Here is a 23,067-nt window from a genome sequence, read left to right on the forward strand (position 1 = left end):
CGTAACCGGCGTCACCAATCACCCCGCACATCAGACGGAGACGGATTGGAATGGCTCGCAAGAAGATCGCGCTGATCGGCGCCGGTAACATCGGCGGTACGCTCGCGCACCTCGCAGCACTCAAGGGCCTTGGCGATATCGTCCTGTTCGACGTCGCCGAGGGCATCCCCCAGGGCAAGGCACTTGACCTGTCGCAGTGCGGCCCGGTCGAAGGCTTCGACTCGCAGATCACCGGCTCGAACGACTATGCCGACATCGCCGGCGCGGACGTCATCATCGTCACCGCCGGTGTCGCGCGCAAGCCCGGCATGAGCCGCGACGACCTGCTCGGCATCAACCTGAAGGTCATGAAGGCCGTTGGCGAGGGCATCAAGGCCAACGCCCCCGACGCATTCGTGATCTGCATCACCAACCCGCTCGACGCCATGGTGTGGGCGCTCCGCGAATTCTCGGGCCTGCCGCACCACATGGTCGTCGGCATGGCCGGCGTACTCGACTCGGCACGCTTCAGCCACTTCCTTGCCGACGAGTTCAAGGTCTCGGTCAAGGACGTCACCAGCTTCGTGCTCGGCGGCCACGGCGACACGATGGTCCCGGTCATCAGCTACTCGACCGTGTCGGGCATCCCGGTTCCCGACCTCATCGCGATGGGCATGTCGAGCCAGGAAAAGATCGACGCGATCGTCAAGCGCACGCGCGGCGGCGGCGGCGAGATCGTCGCGCTGCTGAAGACCGGCTCGGCATACTACGCGCCGGCGACCAGCGGCATCGCGATGGCCGAGGCGTATCTGTACGACCAGAAGCGCGTGCTGCCGGCGGCGGCGTATGTTTCGGGCGAGTACGGCCTTACCGATCTGTACGTCGGCGTGCCGGTGGTGATCGGGGCTGGCGGCGTCGAGAAGATCGTCGAGATCAAGCTGGACGACGAAGCCAAGCAGAACCTCACCGTGTCGGTCGATGCGGTGAAGGAGTTGATCGTGGCCTGCAAGGGCATCGACGGTTCGCTGAGCTGATTTGAGGTGAGGTAAGGATCGCACCACCCCGGCGAAGGCCGGGGCCCATTGGGAAGGCCCCGCTGATGGAAGAACAAGCGTTCGTCTACATCATGGCAAGTGGGTTTAACGGTACGATCTACCTCGGCTCGACGCTGAACCTGGCGAAGCGCGTGTGGGAACACCGCAACGCCGTCGTCGCCGGGTTCACGAAGAAATACGACTGCAAGCTGCTCGTCTGGTATGAGTTAGCCGGTAGTTGGGAAGCCGCCCGGCAGCGCGAGCTGCACATGAAGGAGTGGAAGCGAGGCTGGAAACTGCGTGAGATCAACGGTTTCAATCCCCCTTGGGACGACCTTTACGATCGCATCGCACGACCATGACCGCTTTCCCAATTGGGCCCCGGCCTTCGCCGGGGTGGTAAGGAACGAGACAAGATGAGCATCCTCGTCGACAAGAACACCAAGGTCATCACCCAGGGCATGACCGGCGAAACCGGCAGCTTCCACACCAAGATGGCGCTGGAATACGGCACGCAGATGGTTGGCGGCGTCACGCCCGGCAAGGGTGGTACGACCCACCTCGACCTGCCCGTCTACAACACCGTCGCCGAAGCCAAGGCGATGACCGGCGCGACCGCGTCGGTCATCTACGTGCCGCCCCCCTTCGCCGCCGATTCGATCCTCGAGGCGATCGATGCCGAGATCGAGCTTATCGTCGCGATCACCGAGGGCATTCCCGTGCTCGACATGGTCAAGGTCAAGCGCGCGCTGTCGGGCTCCAAGTCGCGCCTGATCGGCCCGAACTGCCCCGGCGTGCTGACCCCCGGCGAGTGCAAGATCGGCATTATGCCCGGCTCGATCTTCAAGAAGGGCTCGGTCGGCGTTGTCAGCCGTTCAGGCACGCTCACCTATGAGGCGGTGTTCCAGACGTCGAACGCAGGCCTTGGTCAGACGACCGCGGTCGGCATCGGTGGCGATCCGGTCAACGGCACGAACTTCATCGACGTGCTCGAGCTGTTCCTCGCCGACGACGAGACCCAGTCGATCATCATGATCGGCGAAATCGGCGGCGACGCCGAGGAGCAGGCGGCACAGTTCCTCCGCGACGAAGCCAAGCGCGGTCGGTCGAAGCCTATGGCAGGCTTCATCGCCGGTCGTACGGCGCCTCCGGGCCGTCGCATGGGCCATGCCGGCGCGATCGTGTCGGGCGGCAAGGGCGACGCGGAGAGCAAGATCGCGGCGATGGAAGCTGCCGGGATCCGCGTTTCGGAAAGCCCCAGCCTGCTCGGCGAGACGCTGCTGAGCGTGTTGAAGGGTTGAACGAACTACCCCTCTCCCTTCGGGGAGAGGGAAGGAGCTGCCTCTTGGCAGCGGAAGGGTGAGGGCACGTGACCGCCCGTGCCCTCACCCTCCCACCCGCAAGTGCGGGCGGGCCCCTCCCTCTCCCTCGCGGGGAGAGGGACACTGAGGACGAGAACGATGGGCTACGAAGGCCAGGATTTCAGCGATATCGCAGCCGGCGTCAGCCCGGCGTTCGTGGAGACGCTCTACGCCAAGTTCAACGCGGACCCGGCTTCGGTCGAGTCCGGTTGGCGTGCGTTCTTCGAGGGTCTCGAAGGCTCCGCGCAGGGCCCGAGCTGGGAGAGCGCCCGCTGGCCGCTCACCACCACGGACGACCTGACCGCAGCGCTCGATCCGACCCAGATGGAGCCCGCGCCCAAGCCCGCCAAGGGCGGCAAGCCCGCCCCCGCCGCAGCAGCGCCCGCCCCCGTCTCGAAGGAAGAGATCGCCAAGGCCGCCGCCGACGCGATCCGCGCGCAGCTGCTCGTCCGCACCTACCGCGTCCGCGGTCACCTCGCCGCGAACCTCGATCCGCTCGGCCTGTCGAAGCGCGAGATGCCCGAGGACCTGAAGACCGAATATCACGGCTTCTCCGACGGCGACATCGACCGGAAGGTCTATCTCGGTGGCACGATGGGCTTCGAATGGGTCTCGATCCGCGAGCTCGTCGACACGTTGCGCAAGAATTACTGCGGCAATGTCGGCCTCGAATACATGCACATCTCCGACGTCGAGGAGCGCCGCTTCCTCCAGGAGCGCATGGAGGGCCAGGACAAGGCGATCGAATTCTCCACCGACGGCAAGAAGGCGATCCTTACCAAGGTGATCCAGGCCGAGCAGTGGGAGAAATTCCTCGGCAAGAAGTATGTCGGCACGAAGCGCTTCGGGCTCGACGGCGGCGAATCGATGATCCCCGCGCTTGAGAGCGTCATCAAATATGGCGGCCAGATGGGCGTGCGCGAGCTCGTCATCGGCATGGCGCATCGTGGTCGTCTCAACGTGCTGGCGAACGTGATGGCGAAGCCGTTGCGCGTCATCTTCCACGAATTCGCCGGCGGTTCGGCCAACCCCGACGACATCGGCGGTTCGGGCGATGTGAAGTATCACCTCGGCACCAGCACCGATCGCGAGTTCGACGGCCACAAGGTTCACATGAGCCTCGTCGCCAACCCGTCGCATCTCGAAGCGGCCGATCCGGTCGTGCTCGGCAAGACGCGCGCGATCCAGACGCTCAACAACGATCTCAAGGACCACGTCGCCTCGCTCCCCGTGCTGATCCACGGCGACGCGGCGTTCGCGGGGCAGGGGATCGTCTGGGAGTGTCTCGGCTTCTCCGGCATCCGCGGCTACAACACCGGCGGCTGCGTCCACTTCATCATCAACAACCAGGTCGGCTTCACGACCTCGCCGCAGTTCGCGCGCTCGTCGCCTTACCCGTCTGACGTCGCCAAGGGCGTCCAGGCGCCGGTCTTCCACGTCAATGGCGACGATCCCGAGGCGGTCACCTTCGCCACCAAGATGGCGATGGAATTCCGCCAGAAGTTCCACCGCGACATCGTCATCGACATGTGGTGCTATCGCCGCTTCGGTCACAACGAAGGCGACGAGCCGTCCTTCACGCAGCCGCTGATGTACGACATCATCCGCAAGCACCCCGGCGTCTCGTCGGTGTACGGCGATCGCCTGATCCAGGAAGGCGTGATCGACCAGCCCTGGATCGACGAGAACGTGAAGCAGTTCACGCTCCGTCTCGAGGGTGAGTTCGAAGCCGGGTCGTCGTACAAGCCGAACAAGGCCGACTGGTTCGGTGGTCGCTGGACCGGCCTCAGCGCGCCGACGGATGGCGGTTCCGCCCGTCGCAACGTCGAGACGGGTCTCAGCACGAAGCTGTTCGATTCGCTCGGCCGCACGCTGACGACGATCCCGGACAGCGTGAAGATCCACAAGACGCTCAACCGCGTGATCGATGCCAAGCGCGAGATGTTCAAGTCGGGCAAGGGCTTCGACTGGGCGACCGGCGAAGCGCTAGCGTTCGGCGGCCTGCTCTCGGAAGGCTATGGCGTCCGCCTGTCCGGCCAGGATTCGGGCCGCGGCACCTTCTCGCAGCGCCACGCCGTCTGGGTCGACCAGACCGACGAGCACAAGTACGTGCCGTTGCAGGAAATCGAACACGGCCGCTTTGAAGTGCTCGACAGCCCGCTCAGCGAATACGGCGTGCTCGGGTTCGAATATGGCTACGCGCTCGCCGACCCGAAGACTTTGGTCCTCTGGGAGGCGCAGTTCGGCGATTTCGTCAACGGCGCGCAGATCATGATCGATCAGTTCATTACGTCGGGCGAGTCGAAGTGGCTTCGCGCCAACGGCCTCGTGATGCTGCTCCCGCATGGTTACGAAGGGCAGGGGCCTGAGCATAGCTCGGCACGTCCCGAGCGCTTCCTGCAATCGTGCGCGGACGACAACATCCAGGTCGCGAACTGCACCAGCCCGGCGAACTATTTCCACCTGTTGCGCCGGCAGATGCACCGCAACTTCCGCAAGCCGTTGATCGTGATGACGCCGAAGTCGTTGCTGCGGCACAAGCTGGCGGTGTCGAACGCCGAGGATTTCCAGGGCGACAGCCACTTCCGCCGCCTGCTGTCGGATACCAATCCGGCCGCCGACGTCGACACGAAGCGTCTGGTCCTGTGCACTGGCAAGGTCGCGTACGACCTGATCGAGGCACGCGACGCGGCGGGCGACACCGACACGCAGATCGTCCGCGTCGAACAGCTCTATCCCTTCCCCGGCAACCCGATCGCCGAGCGCGTCGCGCGGATGCCGAACCTGGAAGAGATCGTCTGGGCGCAGGAAGAGCCGAAGAACAACGGCTATTGGTTCTTCGTCGAGCCGCTGATCGAGGAGGCGCTGGCAACGGTCGATTCCCGCGTGAAGCGCGCGCGCTATGCGGGCCGCAACGCCTCGGCATCGCCCGCGACCGGCCTGATGAAGCGTCACCAGGCCGAACAGGGCGCGCTCGTCGCCGACGCGCTCGGCCACTCCGTCCGCGACGAAATCCGCCGCACCCGCGCAAACTGATTGAACCCGCTCCCTGTTTTCCTGCGAAAGCAGGAAGCCAGGGTCCGGCAGAGTAACCCTAGGCCCCTGCGTCCGCAGGAGCACAAAAGGTAGAAGCAAACATGGCAACCGAAGTCACCGTCCCCGTCCTGGGTGAATCGATCACCGAAGCCACCCTCGGCGAGTGGCTGAAGCAGCCCGGCGACCCCGTCGCGGTCGACGAGCCGATCGCCAGCCTCGAGACCGACAAGGTCTCGGTCGAGGTCCCGTCGCCGGTCGCCGGCGTCATGGGCCAGCACGCCGTCGCCGTCGGCGACACCGTGCAGGTCGGCGCGATGCTCGCCACGATCGACTCGGGTGACGGCGCCGCCGCTGCTCCGGCCAAGGCTCCCGAGCCCGCCGCGACCGCAACGCCGTCCGCACCCGCCAAGGACGAGTCTGGCGCAGGCTATGGCGACCAGCCCGGTGCCGGCACCAGCGATTCCCCCGCCGCGCTCTCCCCGTCGGTCCGCCGCGCGGTACTCGAGCACGGCGTCGATCCCGGCACCGTCAAGGGCACTGGCCGCGACGGTCGCATCACCAAGGAAGACGTGACCGCCGCCGCGTCGAGCAAGCCAGCGCCTGCGCCCGCCGCAGCGCCCGCTCCGGCCGCAGCCCCCGCCGCCGCTTCGGGTCGCGGCGAGGAGCGCGTGCGCATGACGCGCCTCCGCCAGACGATCGCCAAGCGCCTCAAGGAAGCACAGAACACCGCCGCGATGCTGACGACGTTCAACGACGTCGACATGACCGCGGTGATCGAGGCACGCGCCAAGTACAAGGACCTGTTCGAGAAGAAGCACGGCGTCCGGTTGGGCTTCATGGGCTTCTTCGTGAAGGCCGCGACGATGGCATTGCGCGACATCCCGTCGGTCAACGCATCGATCGACGGCGACGACATCGTCTATCACGACTATGCCGACATCTCGGTCGCGGTCTCGTCGCCGGGCGGCCTCGTCGTCCCCGTGATCCGCGATGCCGACCAGATGTCCGTCGCGACGATCGAGAAGACGATCGGCGACTTCGGCAAGCGTGCCAAGGAAGGCGCGCTCAAGATGGACGAGATGAAGGGCGGCACCTTCACGATCTCGAACGGCGGCGTGTTCGGCTCGCTGATGTCGACCCCGATCATCAACCCGCCGCAGTCCGCCGTGCTCGGTCTTCACCGCATCGAGGAACGCCCGGTCGTCGTCAACGGCCAGATCGTCATCCGCCCGATGATGTACCTCGCGCTCAGCTACGACCACCGCCTGATCGACGGCCGCGAAGCCGTGACGTTCCTGGTGGCGCTGAAAAATGCTATCGAGGATCCGACGCGGATTCTTATCGACCTGTGAGGTAGCAATGGACTGGCGCGACCATATTCATTCGGACCCTGAAATTCTGGGCGGCAAGCCCGTGGTGAAGGGTACGCGGATATCGGTCGAGCTGATCCTCGAATATTTCGAAGACGGTGCGAGCATCACCGATGTTCTCGCCGCCTTTGACCATATCACCGAGGAAGATGTCCGTGCGGCAATCGCGTTCGCGCGAGACCTGCTGGTCGACTCGACGGTCGCGGCGCAGCGCAAAGGGGCCTGACGGGTGCATCTGCTCGCCGACGAAAACCAGCATCCGGTTGTCGTCGCGCGGTTGCGCAGTGCTGGTCACGCCGTCGAATGGATCCGGGAAACATCGCGCGGCGCCAAGGACCCGGAGATACTGGCGCGCGACGACATCGGGGCACTGATATTGGTCACCGACGACCGTGACTTCGTCGACCTGATCTTCAACCGTGGTTACCCCGCGCCCCGCGCGATACTATATAACCGACTGAACCGCGTGCATCCGGATGCCATCGCCGACCGCCTGATCGCAGTATTGGCCGGTGGTGGCTTCGAAGGCCACATCACAACCATAACCAAGGACGGCGAACGCAGTAAGCCGTTCCCCGCTGGAGCATAACATGGCTGACTACGACTATGACGTCCTCGTGATCGGTGCGGGCCCCGGCGGTTACGTCGCGGCAATCCGTGCAGCGCAGCTCGGCCTGCGCACCGCTTGCGCCGAGTCCCGCGAGACGCTCGGCGGCACCTGCCTCAACGTCGGCTGCATCCCGTCGAAGGCGCTGCTCCATGCGTCGGAAATCTACGAGGAGGCCAAGGGCGGTCACCTCACCAAGTTCGGCATCGACTTCCAGGGCGTCACCCTGAACCTCGACCAGATGCACGCCGAGAAGGCCAAGGCCGTCAAGGAACTGACCGGCGGCGTCGAATTCCTGTTCAAGAAGAACAAGGTGACCTGGCTCAAGGGCAAGGCCGCGTTCCAGGACGCGCACACGGTCGACGTAGCGGGCCAGAAGGTCACCGCGAAGAACATCGTCATCGCCACCGGCTCGTCGGTGATGCCGCTCCCCGGCGTCGAGGTCGACCAGAAGACCGTCGTCGACAGCACCGGCGCGCTCGCATTGCCGAAGGTCCCCGAGCACATGGTCGTCATCGGCGGCGGCGTGATCGGCCTCGAACTCGGCTCCGTCTGGCGTCGTCTCGGTGCGAAGGTCACGGTCGTCGAGTTCGTCGACCAGATCCTCCCCGGCTTCGACGGCGAAGTCCGCCGCGAGACCGCCAAGCTCTTCAAGAAGCAGGGCATGGAGCTGAAGCTCTCGACCAAGGTCACCGGCGTGACGGTTGCCGACGGCGTCGCGACCGTCACCGTCGAGCCCGCCGCGGGTGGCGCATCCGAGACGCTGACCGCCGATGCGGTGCTCGTCTCGATCGGGCGGAAAGCGAACGTCGACGGCCTCAACCTCGAAGCCATCGGCCTTGAGCTCAACAAGCGCGGCCAGATCGAAACCGACCACTCGTTCCGCACCAAGGTCGACGGCGTCTGGGCGATCGGCGACTGCATCCCCGGCCTGATGCTCGCGCACAAGGCCGAGGACGAGGGCGTCGCGGTCGCGGAAAACATCGCCGGCCAGACCGGTATCGTCAACGAGGACGTCATCCCGAGCGTCGTCTACACGATGCCCGAGATCGCCGGCGTCGGCCTCACGGAAGAGGCGGCGCGCGACAAGACCGAGATCAAGGTCGGCAAGTTCCCGTTCGCCGCGAACAGCCGCGCCAAGACCAACCGCGACACCGACGGCTTCGTGAAGATCATCGCCGACGCCAAGACCGACCGCGTCCTCGGCGTCTGGATCGTTTCTTCGCTGGCGGGAACGCTGATCGCCGAAGCCGCCATTGCAATGGAATTCGGCGCGACCAGCGAGGACATCGCCTACACCTGCCATGCGCATCCCACGCATGCCGAGGCGATCAAGGAAGCCGCGATGGCGGTGCAAGGCAAGCCCATCCATATCTAGCAATTGCTAGATATGGATCGAAAGGGCTTGCCCGGCCGGCGGCGCTCCAGCGCCGTCCGACGACAGGGGCTTTGCCCCTGTCCGGCCAAGCAAGGCGCAGCTTCCGCGAGTGAAGTAAGTTCGAGAGGGCGTCGGTGGCAATCCACCGGCGCCCTCTCTGCGTTTGCAGCGCGAGAGTTGAAGGTGCAGCGCGAGGGCGGCGAAGGCGAAGGCAAGGGGGCAAAGGTTGAGTTCGATCGGGGGGATGGATGTTGCCGCAGTTCGCCAGTTCGCCAGTTCGCCAGTTCGCCAGTTCGCCAGTTCGCCAGTTCGCCAGTTCGCCAGTTCGCCCACGCCCCGTCCACCCGCAAACCCCAACTCACCCCCTCCCGTCATCCCGGCGAACGCCGGGACCCACGGTTACGGTGGACCCAATGATATCCCCCCATCACTATCCGGTCCGCGACCATGGGTCCCGGCGTCCGCCGGGATGACGGGGGGTAGGAGGGGTAGGGGAAGGAGGTTAGGGGGCAGGGGCGCGATCAAGTGGCAACGTTAACCGCCGCAAGCTCACGATCTGCAAGGTCTTTGACGGCATCACCCACACCAGGCCCTAAGCTCCGGTTTCCTTTAAAACTCACCCACCTACACCCCCTTCCGTCATCCCGGCGAACGCCGGGACCCACGGTTACGGCGGACCCAGCGATATCGCCCCACCATCGCCCGGTCCGCGACCATGGGTCCCGGCGTCCGCCGGGATGACGGGGAAGAGGAACGCAATAACCGAGCGCGATCAGAGTGGCGCGCAACGCGCGGCGAGGCCCGTCAAGGCAAACCCACCCCAAACCCAAAACCCGCAAACTTCAGCCCGCCCCCCCCAACCGGAACCAATCCTTAGCAAAGCCAACCTATTAGTCGGCGCAACGAACGAACAAGCAGGTCTCCGTGGCGCTCGATCTCTCCACTCTTTACGTCGTCGCAGGCCTCGGCATGCTGGTCGCCGGGTTCATCCACCTTATCCCCCTCGCGACCGGCCGGTTCGGATCATGGGCAGGGCTATGGGGCGCCGGCCACCTGATCGCGGGTTGCGGCGCGCTGATGGCGGTGCTCAACGATCGGATCGGCCTCCCCTGGGCGCCCAGCATCGGCAACCCCGCGGTGGTGATGGGCTATGCGCTGATCGCCGGCGCGGTCGTGAAGTTCAGCCGTCCCGACGCGCGCCTGACGTCGTTGCTCGCGATCGCCGCGATCCTTGGCCTGCCCCTCTGGTTCACGCACGACCCGGCGCATTTCCACCTCCGCGTCGCCTATCTCAGCGTCATCCGCGCCGGGTTCGACCTCGTCGTGGTGATCGTCGCCATTCGTCTCGCGCGCCGTGACTCGCTACAGACCGGCTGGATCGTCGCCGCGCTGTTCGCGGTCACCATACCGATGTTCCTCGGCCGCGCCTGGCTCGCTTACGGCGACCGCATCGGCACGCAGCTGACCGGTCGTCACGACGACTTCGGCGCATGGCTCGCGGCCGGCCAGATCGCCTTCATCATCTTCCGCGCCTTCTCGCTGCTGATCCTCCAGGCCGAGCGTGGCCAGAACCTGCTGCTAGATCAGATGGAGCGCGACTGGCTCACCGGCGCGTTCAACCGCGCTGGCCTGGACCGCATCGCGCAGACCTTCGCCGGTCGCCATGCGCCGCGCACGCTGACGGTGATGATGCTCGATCTCGATCGCTTCAAGACGCTCAACGACACGCTCGGCCACGCCGCCGGCGACGCCGCACTCCGCAGCTTTGCAGAGATCGCCCACGACGCCGTCGGCCGACAAGGTCACCTGATCCGTTGGGGCGGCGACGAGTTCGTCTGCGTGCTGCCCGACATCCCGGCGGCGCAGGCCAGCATGATCGGCAACCGTATCGCCACCCGGTTCGCGCAGGCCATGGAACCGCGCATGGCCACGCATGGCACGCTCGGCGTCAGCATCGGTGTCGTCGAGGGCGACCCCGACACGCCGATCGTCGACCTCATCGCCGGCGCCGACCGCGCGATGTACCTCGCAAAGGGCGACCGCCGCCAACCGGCCATCTACATAAAGGCAGCCTGAGCCGCAGGACCGCAACGCCACGCACGGCGTCGCGGCCCTGCACACTTAAGCGGCAGGCGGGTCCTTCTTCGCGGTCGGCTTGCCGAACCCTACGAACAACCGCTCCAGCCCTACCGTGACCGAGTCCAGCACCTTCGCGAACTCCGGCGGCAGCGCGTTCGTCTCGCTCCGCGGTGGCTCCGGCGTCTCCCCGGCAAACGGACCCTTGCCGTGCGGCTTGGTCGACTCCGTCGCCACGTCCGGCTCGACCTTCGACGCTGCAGGCTCAGCCTGCGCCGAGGACGAGGCAGGGGAAGGCGGGGCAGGGGGCGTCGGCGGCGTAGGCCGGGCGCTCGACTTCGCGTCATGCTTCGAGATCGCCGTCGCCGCGGCCATCAGCCCCGCCGCGATCATCTGCCGCCCGACCGGCGTCCCCATCTGCCGCGCGATGGTAGCAGCGATCCCCGCGAACGGCGCGCCGCCTTCATGCCTGCGACCCTCGTGCTTCCGGCCCTCATGCCTGTGCGCGTCATGCTTGTGCGCGTCATGCGCATGGCCCTCATGGCCCTCATGCCGATCACCCGAGTGCCCCTGAGCCGCCGCCATCTCGGCCTCGCGCTCGCGCCGCTTCCGCTCGTCCTTCTTCTTGCCCATGTCGTCCTCTGTGCCATTCCGCGTCTGTGTGTACGAACAAGATAATACACCGATACCGGAGTGCAACCCCGGCGCCTTCGCCCCGTCCAGCCGTGACGGTCGCTCAGCTGCCGGACCACGCGCCCGGCAATCGCCACGTCACCTTTTGCGTCGCGTGGCTGACCATCGGCTTGCCGTCGAAGCCAAGCGCGGGCGTATAGCGTGCATGCCGCATGATCGCGCTGCAGGCCGCCTTGTCGAGTTCGACCTCACCGCTCGTCATCACGGGCCGGCAATCGGCAACCCGCCCATCGAGGCCGATCGTCCACAGGACCGTCGACGTCCCTTGCGCACCCTTGCCGACGATCGTCCTCGGGTAATCGTCGGGCCCGATCCAGTATTCGGGCCGCGTCGTCGCCTTGGCAGGCTGGGCGATCTTCGCGCGCTCGGTCGGGTCGATCCCCCACTGCTTGGCCGTCGAATCATTGCATTTGGCCAGGGCCTCGAACGCCGCCTTGGCATTCGGCATCGCGAACGCCCAGCCCGACATCTTGTCCGGGGTGATGCGCAGCACGGCATCGGCGGGCAGCGTTTCGAACAGCGTGGCATCGACCTGCATGCGCGTCATCCGCTTGTCCGAAGCCTGCGTCGGATAACTCTCGTACCGGCTGTCATCCGATCCCCCTCCGACTATGCCGATCTTCGCCTGCCCCAGCCGCATCGTTACGCTACGATCATTGGTGTAGACCATCAGCTCGAGCGTCGACGCCAGCGGCAGCCGACGCAGCGCGAGAATCGTCTCCGCCTTGCCGGTGCCATAGGTGCGGCCGAGCATGCAGGCGGTCGCGCCATAATCGACGTTCCACTTGCCCGCCGGCGTCAGCGGCGCGGCCGCGGTCGGCTCGGCCAGCGCCGCGGCGGCGGCCAGCGCCAGCATCAGCGGCATCCAAAAATACTCGTCATCGCACCATCCCCTTGCACCCCGTCACGTCCGCCGGTTCTCCAAAATACGCCGCCGGGTTGCAAGCCGCGTCGACGCCTCGATCGCCCGTCGCGCAATCGGTCGCGCAATCGATCATCGCCGATGAACTGGCACCCGGCCTCATGCATTCCTATCTCTCCCACTAGTCTCCCGATCAGAACAGAAGTAGAACCAGCCTCATGCTGACAAAGATTTCCGTACGCGGCGCGCGCGAGCACAACCTCAAGGACGTCGACATCGACATCCCCCGCGACACGCTCACGGTGATCACCGGCCTCTCCGGCTCGGGCAAGTCGAGCTTGGCGTTCGACACGATCTACGCCGAGGGCCAGCGCCGCTACGTCGAGAGCCTGTCCGCCTACGCCCGCCAGTTCCTCGAACTGATGCAGAAGCCCGACGTCGACCACATCGAGGGCCTCAGCCCCGCAATCTCGATCGAGCAGAAGACGACGTCGCGCAACCCGCGCTCGACCGTCGCCACCGTCACCGAGATCTACGATTACATGCGCCTGCTTTGGGCGCGCGTCGGCATCCCGTACTCGCCCGCGACCGGCGAGCCCATTGCGGCGCAGACCGTCAGCCAGATGGTCGACCGCGTCATGGCGCTCCCCGAGGGTACGCGCCTGTACCTGCTCGCCCCCGTCGTCCGCGGCCGCAAGGGTGAGTACCGCAAGGAACTCGCCGAGTGGCAGAAGGCCGGCTTCGCGCGCGTGCGCATCGACGGCACGATCCACGACATCGACGAAGCCCCCGCGCTCGACAAGAAGTACAAGCACGACATCGAAGTCGTCGTCGACCGTTTGGTGGTAGGCGGCGAGATCGCCACGCGCCTCGCGGAGTCGTTCGAAACCGCGCTGAAACTCGCCGACGGCCTCGCCTATGTCGACCCCGCCGACCCGGTCGAGCCGCACACCCCCAAGTCGGAGATCCTCGGCAACAACGCCCCCGATGGTCGCATCGTCTTCTCCGAGAAATTCGCCTGCCCGGTCAGCGGCTTCACCATCTCCGAGATCGAGCCACGCCTGTTCTCGTTCAACGCCCCGCAAGGCGCATGCCCGGCCTGCGACGGCCTCGGCGAGAAACTGCTGTTCGACGAAGACCTCGTCGTCCCCAACCACATGCTCAGCATCAAGAAGGGCGCGGTCGTCCCCTGGGCGAAATCCAACCCGCCGTCGCCCTATTACATGCAGGTCCTCGGCAGCCTCGCGCGCGAATTCAAGTTCGACATCGAGACCCCCTGGTCCGACCTCCCGCCGGAGGTCCAGAGCACCATCCTGCACGGCTCGAAGGGCAAGCCCGTCACGCTCACCTTCATCGACGGCAAGAAGAAATACGACGTCTCCAAGCCGTTCGAGGGCGTCATCGGCAACCTCAACCGCCGCATGCTCCAGACCGATTCCGCCTGGATGCGCGAGGAGCTGAGCAAGTACCAGTCCGCCGCCCCCTGCGAAGTCTGCGGCGGCGCGCGCCTGAAGCCCGAGGCGCTCGCGGTCAAGATCGCGATGAAGGACATCTCCTACGCCACGCATCTCTCGGTGGTCGACGCGCTCCAGTTCTTCACCGACATGCCGCAGCATCTCGGCGACCAGCAGAACGCGATCGCCGAACGCATCCTCAAGGAGATCGTCGAGCGGTTGGGCTTCCTCAACAATGTCGGCCTCGACTACCTCAACCTCGACCGCACCAGCGGCACGCTCAGCGGCGGCGAAAGCCAGCGCATCCGCCTCGCGTCGCAGATCGGCAGCGGCCTGTCCGGCGTGCTCTACGTCCTCGACGAGCCCTCGATCGGCCTGCACCAGCGCGACAACGACATGCTCCTCAAGACGCTCCGCCGTCTGCGCGATCTCGGCAACACCGTGCTCGTCGTCGAGCATGACGAGGACGCGATCCGCACCGCCGACTACATCATCGACATGGGCCCCGGCGCCGGCGTCCGCGGCGGTCAGGTCGTCGCGCAGGGCACGCTGAAGCAGATCCTCAAGTCGAAGGGCAGCATCACCGCCGACTATCTCAACGGCACGCGCGAGGTGCCGGTCCCAACCACGCGACGGAAAGGCAACGGCAAGAAGCTCACCGTCCACAACGCGGTCGCCAACAATCTGCGCGGCGTCACCGCCAGCCTCCCGCTCGGCACCTTCACCTGCATCACCGGCGTCTCCGGCTCGGGCAAGTCGAGCTTCACGATCGACACGCTCTACGCCGCCGCCGCACGCGAGCTGAACGGCGCGCGCATCGTCCAGGGCAAGCACGACAAGATCACCGGCCTCCAGTATCTCGACAAGGTCATCGACATCGACCAGTCGCCGATCGGCCGCACCCCGCGCAGCAACCCCGCCACCTACACCGGCAGCTTCACGCAGATCCGCGACTGGTTCGCCGGCCTGCCGGAATCGCAGGCGCGCGGCTACAAGCCTGGCCGCTTCAGCTTCAACGTCAAGGGCGGCCGCTGCGAGGCGTGCCAGGGCGACGGCGTGCTCAAGATCGAGATGCACTTCCTCCCCGACGTCTACGTCACCTGCGACGTCTGCCACGGCGCGCGCTACAATCGCGAGACGCTCGAGGTGAAGTTCAAGGGCCATTCGATCGCCGACGTGCTCGACATGACGGTCGAGGACGCCGCCGAGTTCTTCAAGGCGGTCCCCCCGATCCGCGACAAGATGGCGATGCTGGTCGAGGTCGGCCTCGGCTACGTCAAGGTCGGCCAGCAGGCGACGACGCTCTCGGGCGGCGAAGCGCAACGCGTCAAGCTCGCCAAGGAACTCTCGCGCCGCGCCACCGGCAACACGCTGTATATTCTAGACGAACCCACCACCGGCCTCCATTTCGAGGACGTGCGGAAATTGTTGGAAGTCCTCCACGCGCTGGTCGAGCAAGGCAACACGGTCGTCGTGATCGAACACAATCTGGACGTCATCAAGACCGCCGACTGGGTGCTCGACCTGGGGCCAGAGGGCGGGGTCAAGGGCGGCGAGATCGTCGCCGAAGGCACGCCGGAGAAGGTCGCGAAGGCCAAGGGCAGCTTCACGGGGAAGTATTTGGCGCCGTTGCTGGAGAAGCGGGTGCCCGAAAAGGTGCAAAAGGCTTCGGCGGGGTGAGCCCCTATCGCCCGGAATTTATCGCCGCTCTGGAGCTTTTCGCTATCGTCAGCGAGGTTGTGGAGCGGAGAGGGTTCTTGCGGCCTGTCCTAGTGGGTGGCGCAGCAGTGGAACTCTACTCGGCCAGTGACATCGCGACGGGCGATTTTGACCTTGTCACCGCTCGGCAGGATATTTTTGAGCAGGCATTACAGGCTAATGGTTTCGTCAAGCCACCTGGTCCCGGTAAGCTGACGCGCGGCTGGATACATCCCGAGTTGAAGCTTGGCTTCGAGGTCGTTGGCTCGGTTCTGATGGATGGCAGGGCGGAACGGGATCGCGTGAAGCTTATCGACACCTCAGCAGGCGATCAGTTCGCCGTGATTTCGGTTGAGGACTTGATTGCCGATCGGATGGGGCAATATGCTTCTGGGTCAGCCCCTGACATGCTGGGACAGGCACAAGTGTTATTCAGCCTTTATCAAGGCGAAGATAGTAGCTATCTGGATCGTAGGATTCGCGAGGAAACCGATACCAAATATGGCGTTGCAGACCTCCAATAGCCCTCGAGGCATGTCGCTCGCCAGTTTTGGGCAGAGCGTGGCACGTCGGCGCGAGATGCTCGGTGATATCGCGATGCCGCGCAATTCCGGTCTACGCCGTACGGACAGCAAGATCGCGTTGCTCGCTGCGATTGAGAATGTTGGTGGCTCTTGGTAACTGTCAGCCGAATTCGCTGAGCAACAGGCGCCATTCTCGTAGGACGCTTGAATAGCGGTGACGGAAAATCGCTTCCTCGTCTCCTTGTAGAGGATGCCGATCGACAGAAAAGGTTTCTCCTCGAATGACATCGAGAATTCGCATGTCATCGATGCCGTGATTTGGCAGTGCTCTACTCATAGCCCACAGGCCTATCCGCGCAGCTTCCTCGGACAAGGTAGGTCTGTCGGAAAAATAGGGATAGATCAGCCGCGTCTTGTCGGTTCCGACTTTTAACGACATGAGATTGTCGACCCGGACTATTCCTTCGATGTCTGCAAAACCGCACGTCCCGCTGATCGAATTCGGGAACTCCTCAATATCCTCATTGATCCAGCGCCGTGTTTCGTTCCACCAGTGTAGAAATCCGTCACGCAGTTTAGGGTACAGGTTTTTCCGATGCCAATCTCGTTCGATTTGCCGGTCGGTCGACTCGGTGAGATCGCTCTTTCCTGCCGTATGACTTTTTGCATCCGCCCAGAACGGGTAGTGAAAATGCCGGGCTAGTGACTTCTGCCCGGATCGCCTTGCAAGTTCGTCCTTCGCCTCACGCTTTAGTTTGGTAGAACGGATCGAATCCTTCAAATAGAACAGATGTAGCGCTTTCCTGAGGGCGATGGTGTCAATCGACATTCGGTTCCCTTGATGGATATGCTGGGAGAATCATTGCAGGTGCCCGACCCAATGCTCTTCCGACACGATCGTGATCGGTACGCCTTCGGCTCGCATATCGGCTGCTTTGAGGATTTTGTTGCCGAACGAAGAATGCTTCCAGGATTCAGTCGCGTACAAACCGATGACCAGTACGTCGGTCTTCTGCGTCAAGCTGCCGCACCGGCCCCCGCGCTCGCTTACGGCGGCTTCGCAGGCTTTGCGCTGTCCGAAATTAAACGTGCCCGTGAAGCAATAGCTGCGGCCACCGAAGGTTAGATTCGGCGCGGGGTCACATAGCGGCAACGTAGTTGCCTTGAGTACCTCGCCTAGCTCAAAGTCACGGCTTGAAAATGCATTTAGAGTTTCCAGCAGGTCACGGCATTCCTCCTCGTCGGCTATGCCGTCTGCCAACACCGCGTTCACGCGATCGTACAGTGTTTGGATAACTGGCTGACCACTGATGCCCACGCTGGCAGCCAGCCACTTTTGCAAAAATTCGACTTCGCTTTGATTGAGCGTGCCATCAGCGGCGATGCCACGCGTGATGCCGATCAACTCGTCTATCTGTCGCGATGAAATGCGATCATTATTCACTAGTGCCAAGAAAGTCTCATTATTCATCTTCGTCTCCGACTAAATTTATGCTGGCTCAAATGGATGATGCAAAGCAAGGGGGTCGCTGTCCGAATTGTAGCGATCTCCTCAAAGCTGGAACATGGCAGCAGGCCAATTCGTTCAACTGTGCAAATCAACAGCATTGGACGATTGTTATGACCAAACCCGACCACCGCCCGCATAAGCCAGCCAAGCCCAAAACGTTCGGCATCAACGCGCTGTCGATCGGGGCCGCGGCGATCGGTCTCGGGGGTGCGTTGCTGGCCGTGTTCCTGCGATCGAAGGCCAACCCCGCCGAGCATGCCGCGCCCGATCTCGCGCTCGACAAGCCCCGCCCGGGCGCGACCGATCGCGCGCCAGACGCCTTCCGCCCCGATCCCACCGCGGTCCCCACCAAGGCCGAGCGCGAGTCGCTCCGCCCCGCCACCGGCCCGGCCCCGTCGTTCGCCGCGGATCGCGGTTCGACGCTCGGCTGACGCGCCTTCCTGATCCTCCCCCGCTAGGGGGAGGTGGCTGGCGCTTGCCAGACGGAGGGGGAGGGGGCGATTACCCCTGTTGCGTGTCCTCCCCCTCCGTCACCTACCGTGCCACCTCCCCCTGGCGGGGAGGATCAAAAAGCTTGACGATCGATGCTGATCCGACGGTGCCACCCCCGCTCCGTCACCCCGGACCGGTTCCGGGGTCCACGGTCCCACGAACTCGATAGCGGCGGTGTGCGGAACGGTGGATACCGGAACAAGTCCGGTATGACGGGAGAGGGGCCATCATTTCCCAAGTGTTCTCCTGCGGACGCAGGAGCCCAGGACCAGGCAGGACAGCACTCGTGGCTCCTGGACCCCCGCGTGCGGGGGGGAACAAGGCAGCAGCTCCAACCCGCCACGTCATCCCGCACCCACCCCATAAAACCGCTGTCCTACACACCCCGATCCGGCATACCTGATCGGTCCTCTCCGCAACGAGGATCGATCATGGCGAACGCACCCACCCCGGCCGACCCGCCCCCGTGCTACATCGCAACGCGCGCTCTCCCCGCCCCCAGGCCGCGCTACGAACCGCCGATCCCCGATCATCTCCCCGACGCGGTCCGCCACGTCATGGCCTGGCAAGCGCATGTCGACGCCGGCCGGATCGGCACCCGCATCCCCGTCTCGCCAGACATCGCCGCCAACCGCGATCGCTGGACCGCGCTCGCCCGGACCATGCGCAAGTGACCGCCGCTCTCCATGAACAGGATGTCGAGGCGCGGCCCATCGACTCCTTAACGCAGCAAAATCGCCAGCGCATCGACGGCTGGTCCCCCGAGCGCCAACGCGGTTTTCTCGAACGCATCGCCGAGGGTGCCACCGTCGACGAGGCGACCGCCAGCGTCGGCCTGTCGCCCCGCGCCGCGTACAGCCTGCGCCGCCGCGCAGCGGGCGCGGCGTTCGCGCTCGGCTGGGACGCCGCCAAGCTCGTCGCGCGGCCGATCGTCGCCGAGGCGCTGTTCTGTCGCGCGATGGTCGGACAGATCGAGCGTCTCACGAAGCCCGACGGCGACGTGATCGAACGCCACCGCTTCGACAACCGCCTCGCCATGTCGCTGCTCGCCCGGCTCGATCGCCATGCCGAGGAAAGCGAGACCACCAACGCCGCCGCGCGCCTGATCGCGACCGAGTTCGACGCATTCCTCGACCTCGTCGAGCGCGATGCCGGCCCGGCGCGCGCCGGCCTGTTCCTCGGCGAGCGTGTCCGATCTTCCGACGCAGGGGAGGGGATGGCGCCGATCGTGGCGCTGGCCCGCGCGGACCGCTGGCTTCGCAGCAACGCCGGCCTCGCGTCGGAGATCGACGTTGCCGATCTCGATCCCGCCGCCCGCGCAGGCTGGACCGCCGAGCAATGGGCGCGCGCCGAGGCCGCCGGGCTGCTCAGTCTCGCACCCGAACCCGCCCCGAAGCCCGTGCCCCCGAAACCTGCGCCCGCAAATCCTGCGCCAGCGTCTGCACTTTCTGCACTTCCGGCCGTCAAACCGGGCGGACCCGACGGCGAATGCCCGGTCTGGTGGGACGAGTTCACCAGTGCCTGGCGCACCCGCTTCCCGCCGCTGAGCGACTTCGACGAAGGCAATGGCGGCACTTTCGGCGACGACGGTTACAGCCGCGAATGTTCCCGGGAGGAGGCGATCATCCTCGATGCGCCGTACGACCGCGAGACCGCCGAGCGCGTCGTCGTCGAGGGCGCCGACCGCGACAGCTGGTTCATCGGCTATGCGGTGAGCTGCGGGCTTATCGAGGATGACGCGGTCGATGCGGTCGCCGCGACCGATATCGCGCGCGTCGCTGCGCTGGCCCGTGATTTCGATCCGGATCGCCCGAGAAAGCCTGACCCCGAACCCGGTAACGCCGCTTCGTCCGGCGCCGGTCCCGGCCAGTCGCCCGGCCAGTCGCCCGGCCAGCCACCCGGCCAATCGCACGCAGCACCCAATCCGGCGCCGACGCCTGCGGACGCTGCACCCAAATCCGCCACCGGGCGTTCTCCCGCCATACGCATAATCAACGGAGTACCCCCATGAGCATCTTCAGCAAGATCAAGTCCGCCATCTTCGGTGAGCACGGCCCGCTCGGCAGCGGCCATTTCGGCACGCCCAAGGCTGCGCCCGCCCCGGTGCCCGCGCCGCAGACCACGACCGCCCAGCCCGCACCGACGCCCGCCGCCCCGACTCCGCAGGCCGCGCCTGCCGCGCCCGCCCAGGCCGTCGATGTCGAGGCCGTCCTCTCGGGCATCGCGTCGAAGAAGGGTTCCGACCTCAACTGGCGCACCTCGATCGTCGACCTGATGAAGCTGCTCGACCTCGATTCGAGCCTCGACAACCGCAAGGAGCTTGCCACCGAGCTCGGCTATACCGGTGCGAAGGACGGCAGCGCGGAGATGAACATGTGGCTGATCAAGGCCGTGATGCGCGAGCTTGAGAAGAACGGCGGCACCGTGCCCGCCAACCTCAAGGATTGATGTAAGATAGGCGCCGGCAACCAAATGTCGGCGCCGATCATTACGCCTTCAGTATCAACCCACTGAAAGGACACGAAATGCGCGTTGCGATGCTGGGCCTGTTGGCCGCCTCCACCATGGTCGCCGGTTGCGTTGGCGACGGGGGCAGCCGCTACGGCGTCGACCCGCGCTATCGTTCCTACGACTATAACCGCGTCGATCCCGCATACGGCGGCTACGATGCCGGTCGCTATTACCGCGACGATGCGCGGTATCGCGAGCGTCGCCTGTCGCGCAACGACCGCGTCTATCGTGGCAATGACGGCCGATATTATTGCCGCCGCAACGACGGCACCACCGGCCTGATCGTTGGCGGAGTCGCTGGCGGCGTGCTCGGCAACGTCATCGCCCCAGGCGGCTCGGGCCTGCTCGGTACCGTCCTCGGTGCGGCCGGCGGCGCGCTCGCAGGGCGTGCGGTAGATCGCTCCAGCAACGACACGCGCTGCCGTTAAATCCCTCGACCGGCGTCGAAATATCGGCGCCGGTCGTTTTAAATCATCGTCGTGGATGGCGGGCCGCGCGAAAATAAAATCTGCGTAAATCGACGCAGTTCTTGACCCATTTTACCGGCAAGATTTGCAATTCGGGCGGTCTTGGCCCATATAGCGCTCAGCTACAGTCGCATATCGACGGTTCTTGGCGCTTTGCGGCACCTTTCTCCTTCTTTCCCTGCTCCGCGGCACGGGTCGCCCGAACGTCGGGTTACTCTCTACTAAGAAGGAGCCACTTCATGGCTATCACCGGAACCGTCAAGTTTTTCAACGCCGACAAGGGCTATGGCTTCATCGCGCCGGATGGCGGCGGCAACGATGCATTCGTGCACATCACCGCGGTTGAGCGCGCCGGCATGCCGACGCTGAACCAGAACCAGCGCGTCACCTACGAGCTCGAGCCCGACAAGCGTGGCAAGCAGTCGGCCGTGAACCTCCAGCCAGCCGATTGATCTCGCTGGCGGATTACGGTCCGCCAACCTGATCTCGGTTGCGATGCGGCGGCCATCATGGTCGCCGCATCACCCCTTTGAAATTTCCCGCAGGAGCGCACCAGCATGGCCGATAATCCAGAATTTTACCGGGCCCGCGCTGATGAAGAGCGTCGCAATGGCGATGCCGCCCTCCTCGACAACGTCCGCGATCGCTGCCGCCGCGCCGAAAAGGCCTGGGACGACATGGCCTCACGCGCCGAACGCACCCAGATCCTCCGCGCCGCCCGCGAAGCCGCCCCTCCCGGCGGCGAACGCATGATGATCGGCACCCCGTCGATGGTCCCCGCCGAATAGGCCGGATCTCCGAGGTTCGATTTGTTTGAAGAAAATCCAGATGCAGCGATGCACCCGGGTTTTTCTTTGTGTCTTTGTGCGAAACAACTTCTGAGGAACGTCAACTCCGAGGCCGCTTACGCAGCACCGTGGAAGGTTGCCGCAACTTACTTCAGTGGCTTACCCGAATCCTTCCACCGGTCGAGGATCTGCGACTCTGGCGGTAGCATGTCGGAAGCAGCCGGTATTGCGGGTGTCTGAGTAGCAGGCTTGGCCTGCGCAACAGTCGCTACCACCGTAGCCGGCACTGGGACGGAGACAGCTCCAGCCGTGGCAGCTGCGATCATCTGCGGTGTGGGCGGCGCAATCGGTTGCACTGACATATGTGGCCCAGGCACCGGTTCACCACCGGCGTAACGCTGGCTAAACGCGGCCGAAGTACCCCAATACCCCTTCCACCGATGAAAGAAATGCGCACCGACGACATCGGTCATCACCATGCTCCGGTTCCACGCAGGCGTCACAGCATAGGTATGATAGTGCGTCGCCAACCCAATCGGTGCGTAGACATAGCCGGCCAGCGCCATACCTGCCGCGCGCGCTGCGCGGACCCACGCCCCGCGCGCCGGCACCCGAGTCATCGCGCCGTCGCACGCGAAGCTAAACTGGCACCCTGCGTGTTCGGAGCCTTGGTAAACCACGCCGCACACCGTTCCCGGGAAGGCAGGATGCCGCGCACGATTGAGGACGACTTGCGCGACCGCCTGCTGGCCCACATCGGGTTCCGACGCCGCTTCGTAATAGATCGCCGCGGTGAGGCATTGCAGCGCGCGGTCGCGGTCCAGCGCCGATGCGCCTGCCATCGAGAAAGGCCGTGCGGGGACGATGCCCGCGTCGAGCGTCGCACCGGCCGGGATTGGCAAATCCGGGAGGTCGATGGTCCCCGTAACACCAGCCGCAGGAGCGGCGATCTCCTGCTCGGCCAGCGTAGCGGCGGGGGCCGTGACCTGTACCGGAGAGGCGACGCTGGCGCGGTCGTTCGCCGCGTTCCGGGCCGATATCGCCCGGAGTGCGGCGTGGGCAGAGATTCCGGCACCTATGATCAACAACGTGACGACCATCGCCGCCCAGATGCGTTTCATCAACCGAACCGTCTGCAACCGAACGCGCAATCGCTTTCCTCGTACTTGCCTGTCGAGCCGGGCATAGCCGATTTGGCCGGACCGATCGCGCACGGATTCAGTCCGT

23 protein-coding genes are annotated in these 23,067 nt (G+C 65.0%); 18 read left to right on the forward strand and 5 right to left on the reverse strand.

The features are described from left to right. Positions 1 to 50 precede the first annotated feature (50 nt). The 9 genes from mdh to C8J42_RS01570 all read left to right on the forward strand — a co-directional run bounded on the left by mdh (position 51) and on the right by C8J42_RS01570 (position 10,841). Positions 51 to 1,013 carry a malate dehydrogenase gene (gene mdh, locus C8J42_RS01525; protein WP_133018675.1) on the forward strand — a complete coding sequence of 321 codons (963 nt, stop codon included), beginning with the start codon at positions 51 to 53 and terminating at the stop codon, positions 1,011 to 1,013. Positions 1,014 to 1,078: 65 nt separating this feature from the next. Beyond that, positions 1,079 to 1,375: a GIY-YIG nuclease family protein gene (locus tag C8J42_RS01530; protein ID WP_133018676.1), complete on the forward strand. Its 297-nt coding sequence runs from the start codon at positions 1,079 to 1,081 to the stop codon at positions 1,373 to 1,375. Positions 1,376 to 1,429: 54 nt separating this feature from the next. Beyond that, entirely contained in the window at positions 1,430 to 2,314 is an 885-nt protein-coding gene (gene sucD / locus C8J42_RS01535; protein WP_132896083.1) for a succinate--CoA ligase subunit alpha, read from the forward strand. A gap of 159 nt (positions 2,315 to 2,473) precedes the next feature. Then, complete coding sequence (locus C8J42_RS01540) at positions 2,474 to 5,410, forward strand: 2-oxoglutarate dehydrogenase E1 component (protein WP_133018677.1); 2,937 nt, start codon at positions 2,474 to 2,476, stop codon at positions 5,408 to 5,410. A 101-nt stretch (positions 5,411 to 5,511) separates the two neighbouring features. Continuing rightward, the gene (odhB, locus tag C8J42_RS01545) at positions 5,512 to 6,762 is read left to right on the forward strand and encodes a 2-oxoglutarate dehydrogenase complex dihydrolipoyllysine-residue succinyltransferase (RefSeq protein WP_121903545.1); all 1,251 of its coding nucleotides are present in this window, start codon (positions 5,512 to 5,514) and stop codon (positions 6,760 to 6,762) included. Between the two features lie 7 nt (positions 6,763 to 6,769). Next, complete coding sequence (locus C8J42_RS01550; RefSeq protein WP_133018678.1) at positions 6,770 to 7,006, forward strand: DUF433 domain-containing protein; 237 nt, start codon at positions 6,770 to 6,772, stop codon at positions 7,004 to 7,006. Positions 7,007 to 7,009: 3 nt separating this feature from the next. After that, positions 7,010 to 7,369 (forward strand): DUF5615 family PIN-like protein, encoded by a 360-nt coding sequence (locus C8J42_RS01555; RefSeq protein WP_133018679.1) that lies wholly within the window; start codon positions 7,010 to 7,012, stop codon positions 7,367 to 7,369. Between the two features lies 1 nt (position 7,370). Beyond that, entirely contained in the window at positions 7,371 to 8,765 is a 1,395-nt protein-coding gene (gene lpdA / locus C8J42_RS01560; RefSeq protein WP_133018680.1) for a dihydrolipoyl dehydrogenase, read from the forward strand. A 924-nt stretch (positions 8,766 to 9,689) separates the two neighbouring features. Then, complete coding sequence (locus tag C8J42_RS01570) at positions 9,690 to 10,841, forward strand: GGDEF domain-containing protein (protein WP_133018681.1); 1,152 nt, start codon at positions 9,690 to 9,692, stop codon at positions 10,839 to 10,841. Positions 10,842 to 10,886: 45 nt separating this feature from the next. Here C8J42_RS01570 and C8J42_RS01575 read toward each other — a convergent pair whose 3' ends face one another. Further along, positions 10,887 to 11,474, reverse strand: a complete 588-nt coding sequence (locus tag C8J42_RS01575) for a hypothetical protein (RefSeq protein ID WP_133018682.1) — start codon at positions 11,472 to 11,474, stop codon at positions 10,887 to 10,889. 103 nt (positions 11,475 to 11,577) lie between these two features. After that, positions 11,578 to 12,399 (reverse strand): energy transducer TonB, encoded by an 822-nt coding sequence (locus tag C8J42_RS01580; RefSeq protein ID WP_133018683.1) that lies wholly within the window; start codon positions 12,397 to 12,399, stop codon positions 11,578 to 11,580. A gap of 215 nt (positions 12,400 to 12,614) precedes the next feature. Here C8J42_RS01580 and uvrA point away from each other — a divergent pair, with 215 nt between their 5' ends. Together uvrA and C8J42_RS01590 are read left to right on the forward strand one after the other, a co-directional pair. After that, positions 12,615 to 15,530, forward strand: a complete 2,916-nt coding sequence (uvrA, locus tag C8J42_RS01585) for an excinuclease ABC subunit UvrA (protein ID WP_133018684.1) — start codon at positions 12,615 to 12,617, stop codon at positions 15,528 to 15,530. After that, positions 15,527 to 16,072 (forward strand): hypothetical protein, encoded by a 546-nt coding sequence (locus C8J42_RS01590; RefSeq protein ID WP_133018685.1) that lies wholly within the window; start codon positions 15,527 to 15,529, stop codon positions 16,070 to 16,072. The genes uvrA and C8J42_RS01590 overlap by 4 nt, the downstream gene beginning before the upstream one ends. A 160-nt stretch (positions 16,073 to 16,232) precedes the next feature. Here the strand turns inward: C8J42_RS01590 and C8J42_RS01600 are convergent, their stop codons facing one another. Together C8J42_RS01600 and C8J42_RS01605 are read right to left on the reverse strand one after the other, a co-directional pair. Continuing rightward, a complete protein-coding gene (locus C8J42_RS01600) occupies positions 16,233 to 16,901 on the reverse strand; it encodes a hypothetical protein (protein ID WP_133018686.1) in 669 nt (222 codons plus the stop codon). Between the two features lie 30 nt (positions 16,902 to 16,931). Beyond that, the gene (locus C8J42_RS01605) at positions 16,932 to 17,543 is read right to left on the reverse strand and encodes a BRCT domain-containing protein (protein ID WP_133018687.1); all 612 of its coding nucleotides are present in this window, start codon (positions 17,541 to 17,543) and stop codon (positions 16,932 to 16,934) included. Between the two features lie 149 nt (positions 17,544 to 17,692). Between C8J42_RS01605 and C8J42_RS01610 the strand changes: the two genes are divergently transcribed. The 7 genes from C8J42_RS01610 to C8J42_RS01645 all read left to right on the forward strand — a co-directional run bounded on the left by C8J42_RS01610 (position 17,693) and on the right by C8J42_RS01645 (position 21,840). Continuing rightward, positions 17,693 to 18,013 carry a hypothetical protein gene (locus C8J42_RS01610; RefSeq protein ID WP_133018688.1) on the forward strand — a complete coding sequence of 107 codons (321 nt, stop codon included), beginning with the start codon at positions 17,693 to 17,695 and terminating at the stop codon, positions 18,011 to 18,013. 492 nt (positions 18,014 to 18,505) lie between these two features. Continuing rightward, on the forward strand, positions 18,506 to 18,748 hold the full coding sequence (locus C8J42_RS01615; protein ID WP_133018689.1) for a hypothetical protein: 243 nt from the start codon (positions 18,506 to 18,508) through the stop codon (positions 18,746 to 18,748). After that, on the forward strand, positions 18,745 to 20,085 hold the full coding sequence (locus C8J42_RS19975; RefSeq protein ID WP_165895401.1) for a hypothetical protein: 1,341 nt from the start codon (positions 18,745 to 18,747) through the stop codon (positions 20,083 to 20,085). Before C8J42_RS01615 ends, C8J42_RS19975 begins: the two co-directional genes overlap by 4 nt. Then, entirely contained in the window at positions 20,082 to 20,522 is a 441-nt protein-coding gene (locus C8J42_RS01630) for a DUF3597 domain-containing protein (protein ID WP_133018692.1), read from the forward strand. The genes C8J42_RS19975 and C8J42_RS01630 overlap by 4 nt, the downstream gene beginning before the upstream one ends. Positions 20,523 to 20,599: 77 nt before the next feature. After that, positions 20,600 to 21,013 (forward strand): glycine zipper 2TM domain-containing protein, encoded by a 414-nt coding sequence (locus tag C8J42_RS01635; RefSeq protein ID WP_156362209.1) that lies wholly within the window; start codon positions 20,600 to 20,602, stop codon positions 21,011 to 21,013. Positions 21,014 to 21,291: 278 nt separating this feature from the next. Continuing rightward, positions 21,292 to 21,504, forward strand: a complete 213-nt coding sequence (locus C8J42_RS01640; protein WP_031394996.1) for a cold-shock protein — start codon at positions 21,292 to 21,294, stop codon at positions 21,502 to 21,504. Between the two features lie 105 nt (positions 21,505 to 21,609). After that, positions 21,610 to 21,840: a hypothetical protein gene (locus C8J42_RS01645; RefSeq protein WP_056060610.1), complete on the forward strand. Its 231-nt coding sequence runs from the start codon at positions 21,610 to 21,612 to the stop codon at positions 21,838 to 21,840. A 146-nt stretch (positions 21,841 to 21,986) separates the two neighbouring features. Here C8J42_RS01645 and C8J42_RS01650 read toward each other — a convergent pair whose 3' ends face one another. After that, entirely contained in the window at positions 21,987 to 22,961 is a 975-nt protein-coding gene (locus tag C8J42_RS01650) for a cell wall hydrolase (RefSeq protein ID WP_120299348.1), read from the reverse strand. Positions 22,962 to 23,067: the final 106 nt, after the last annotated feature.

Source organism: Sphingomonas sp. PP-CE-1A-559, assembly GCF_004340965.1.
GTDB lineage: Bacteria > Pseudomonadota > Alphaproteobacteria > Sphingomonadales > Sphingomonadaceae > Sphingomonas.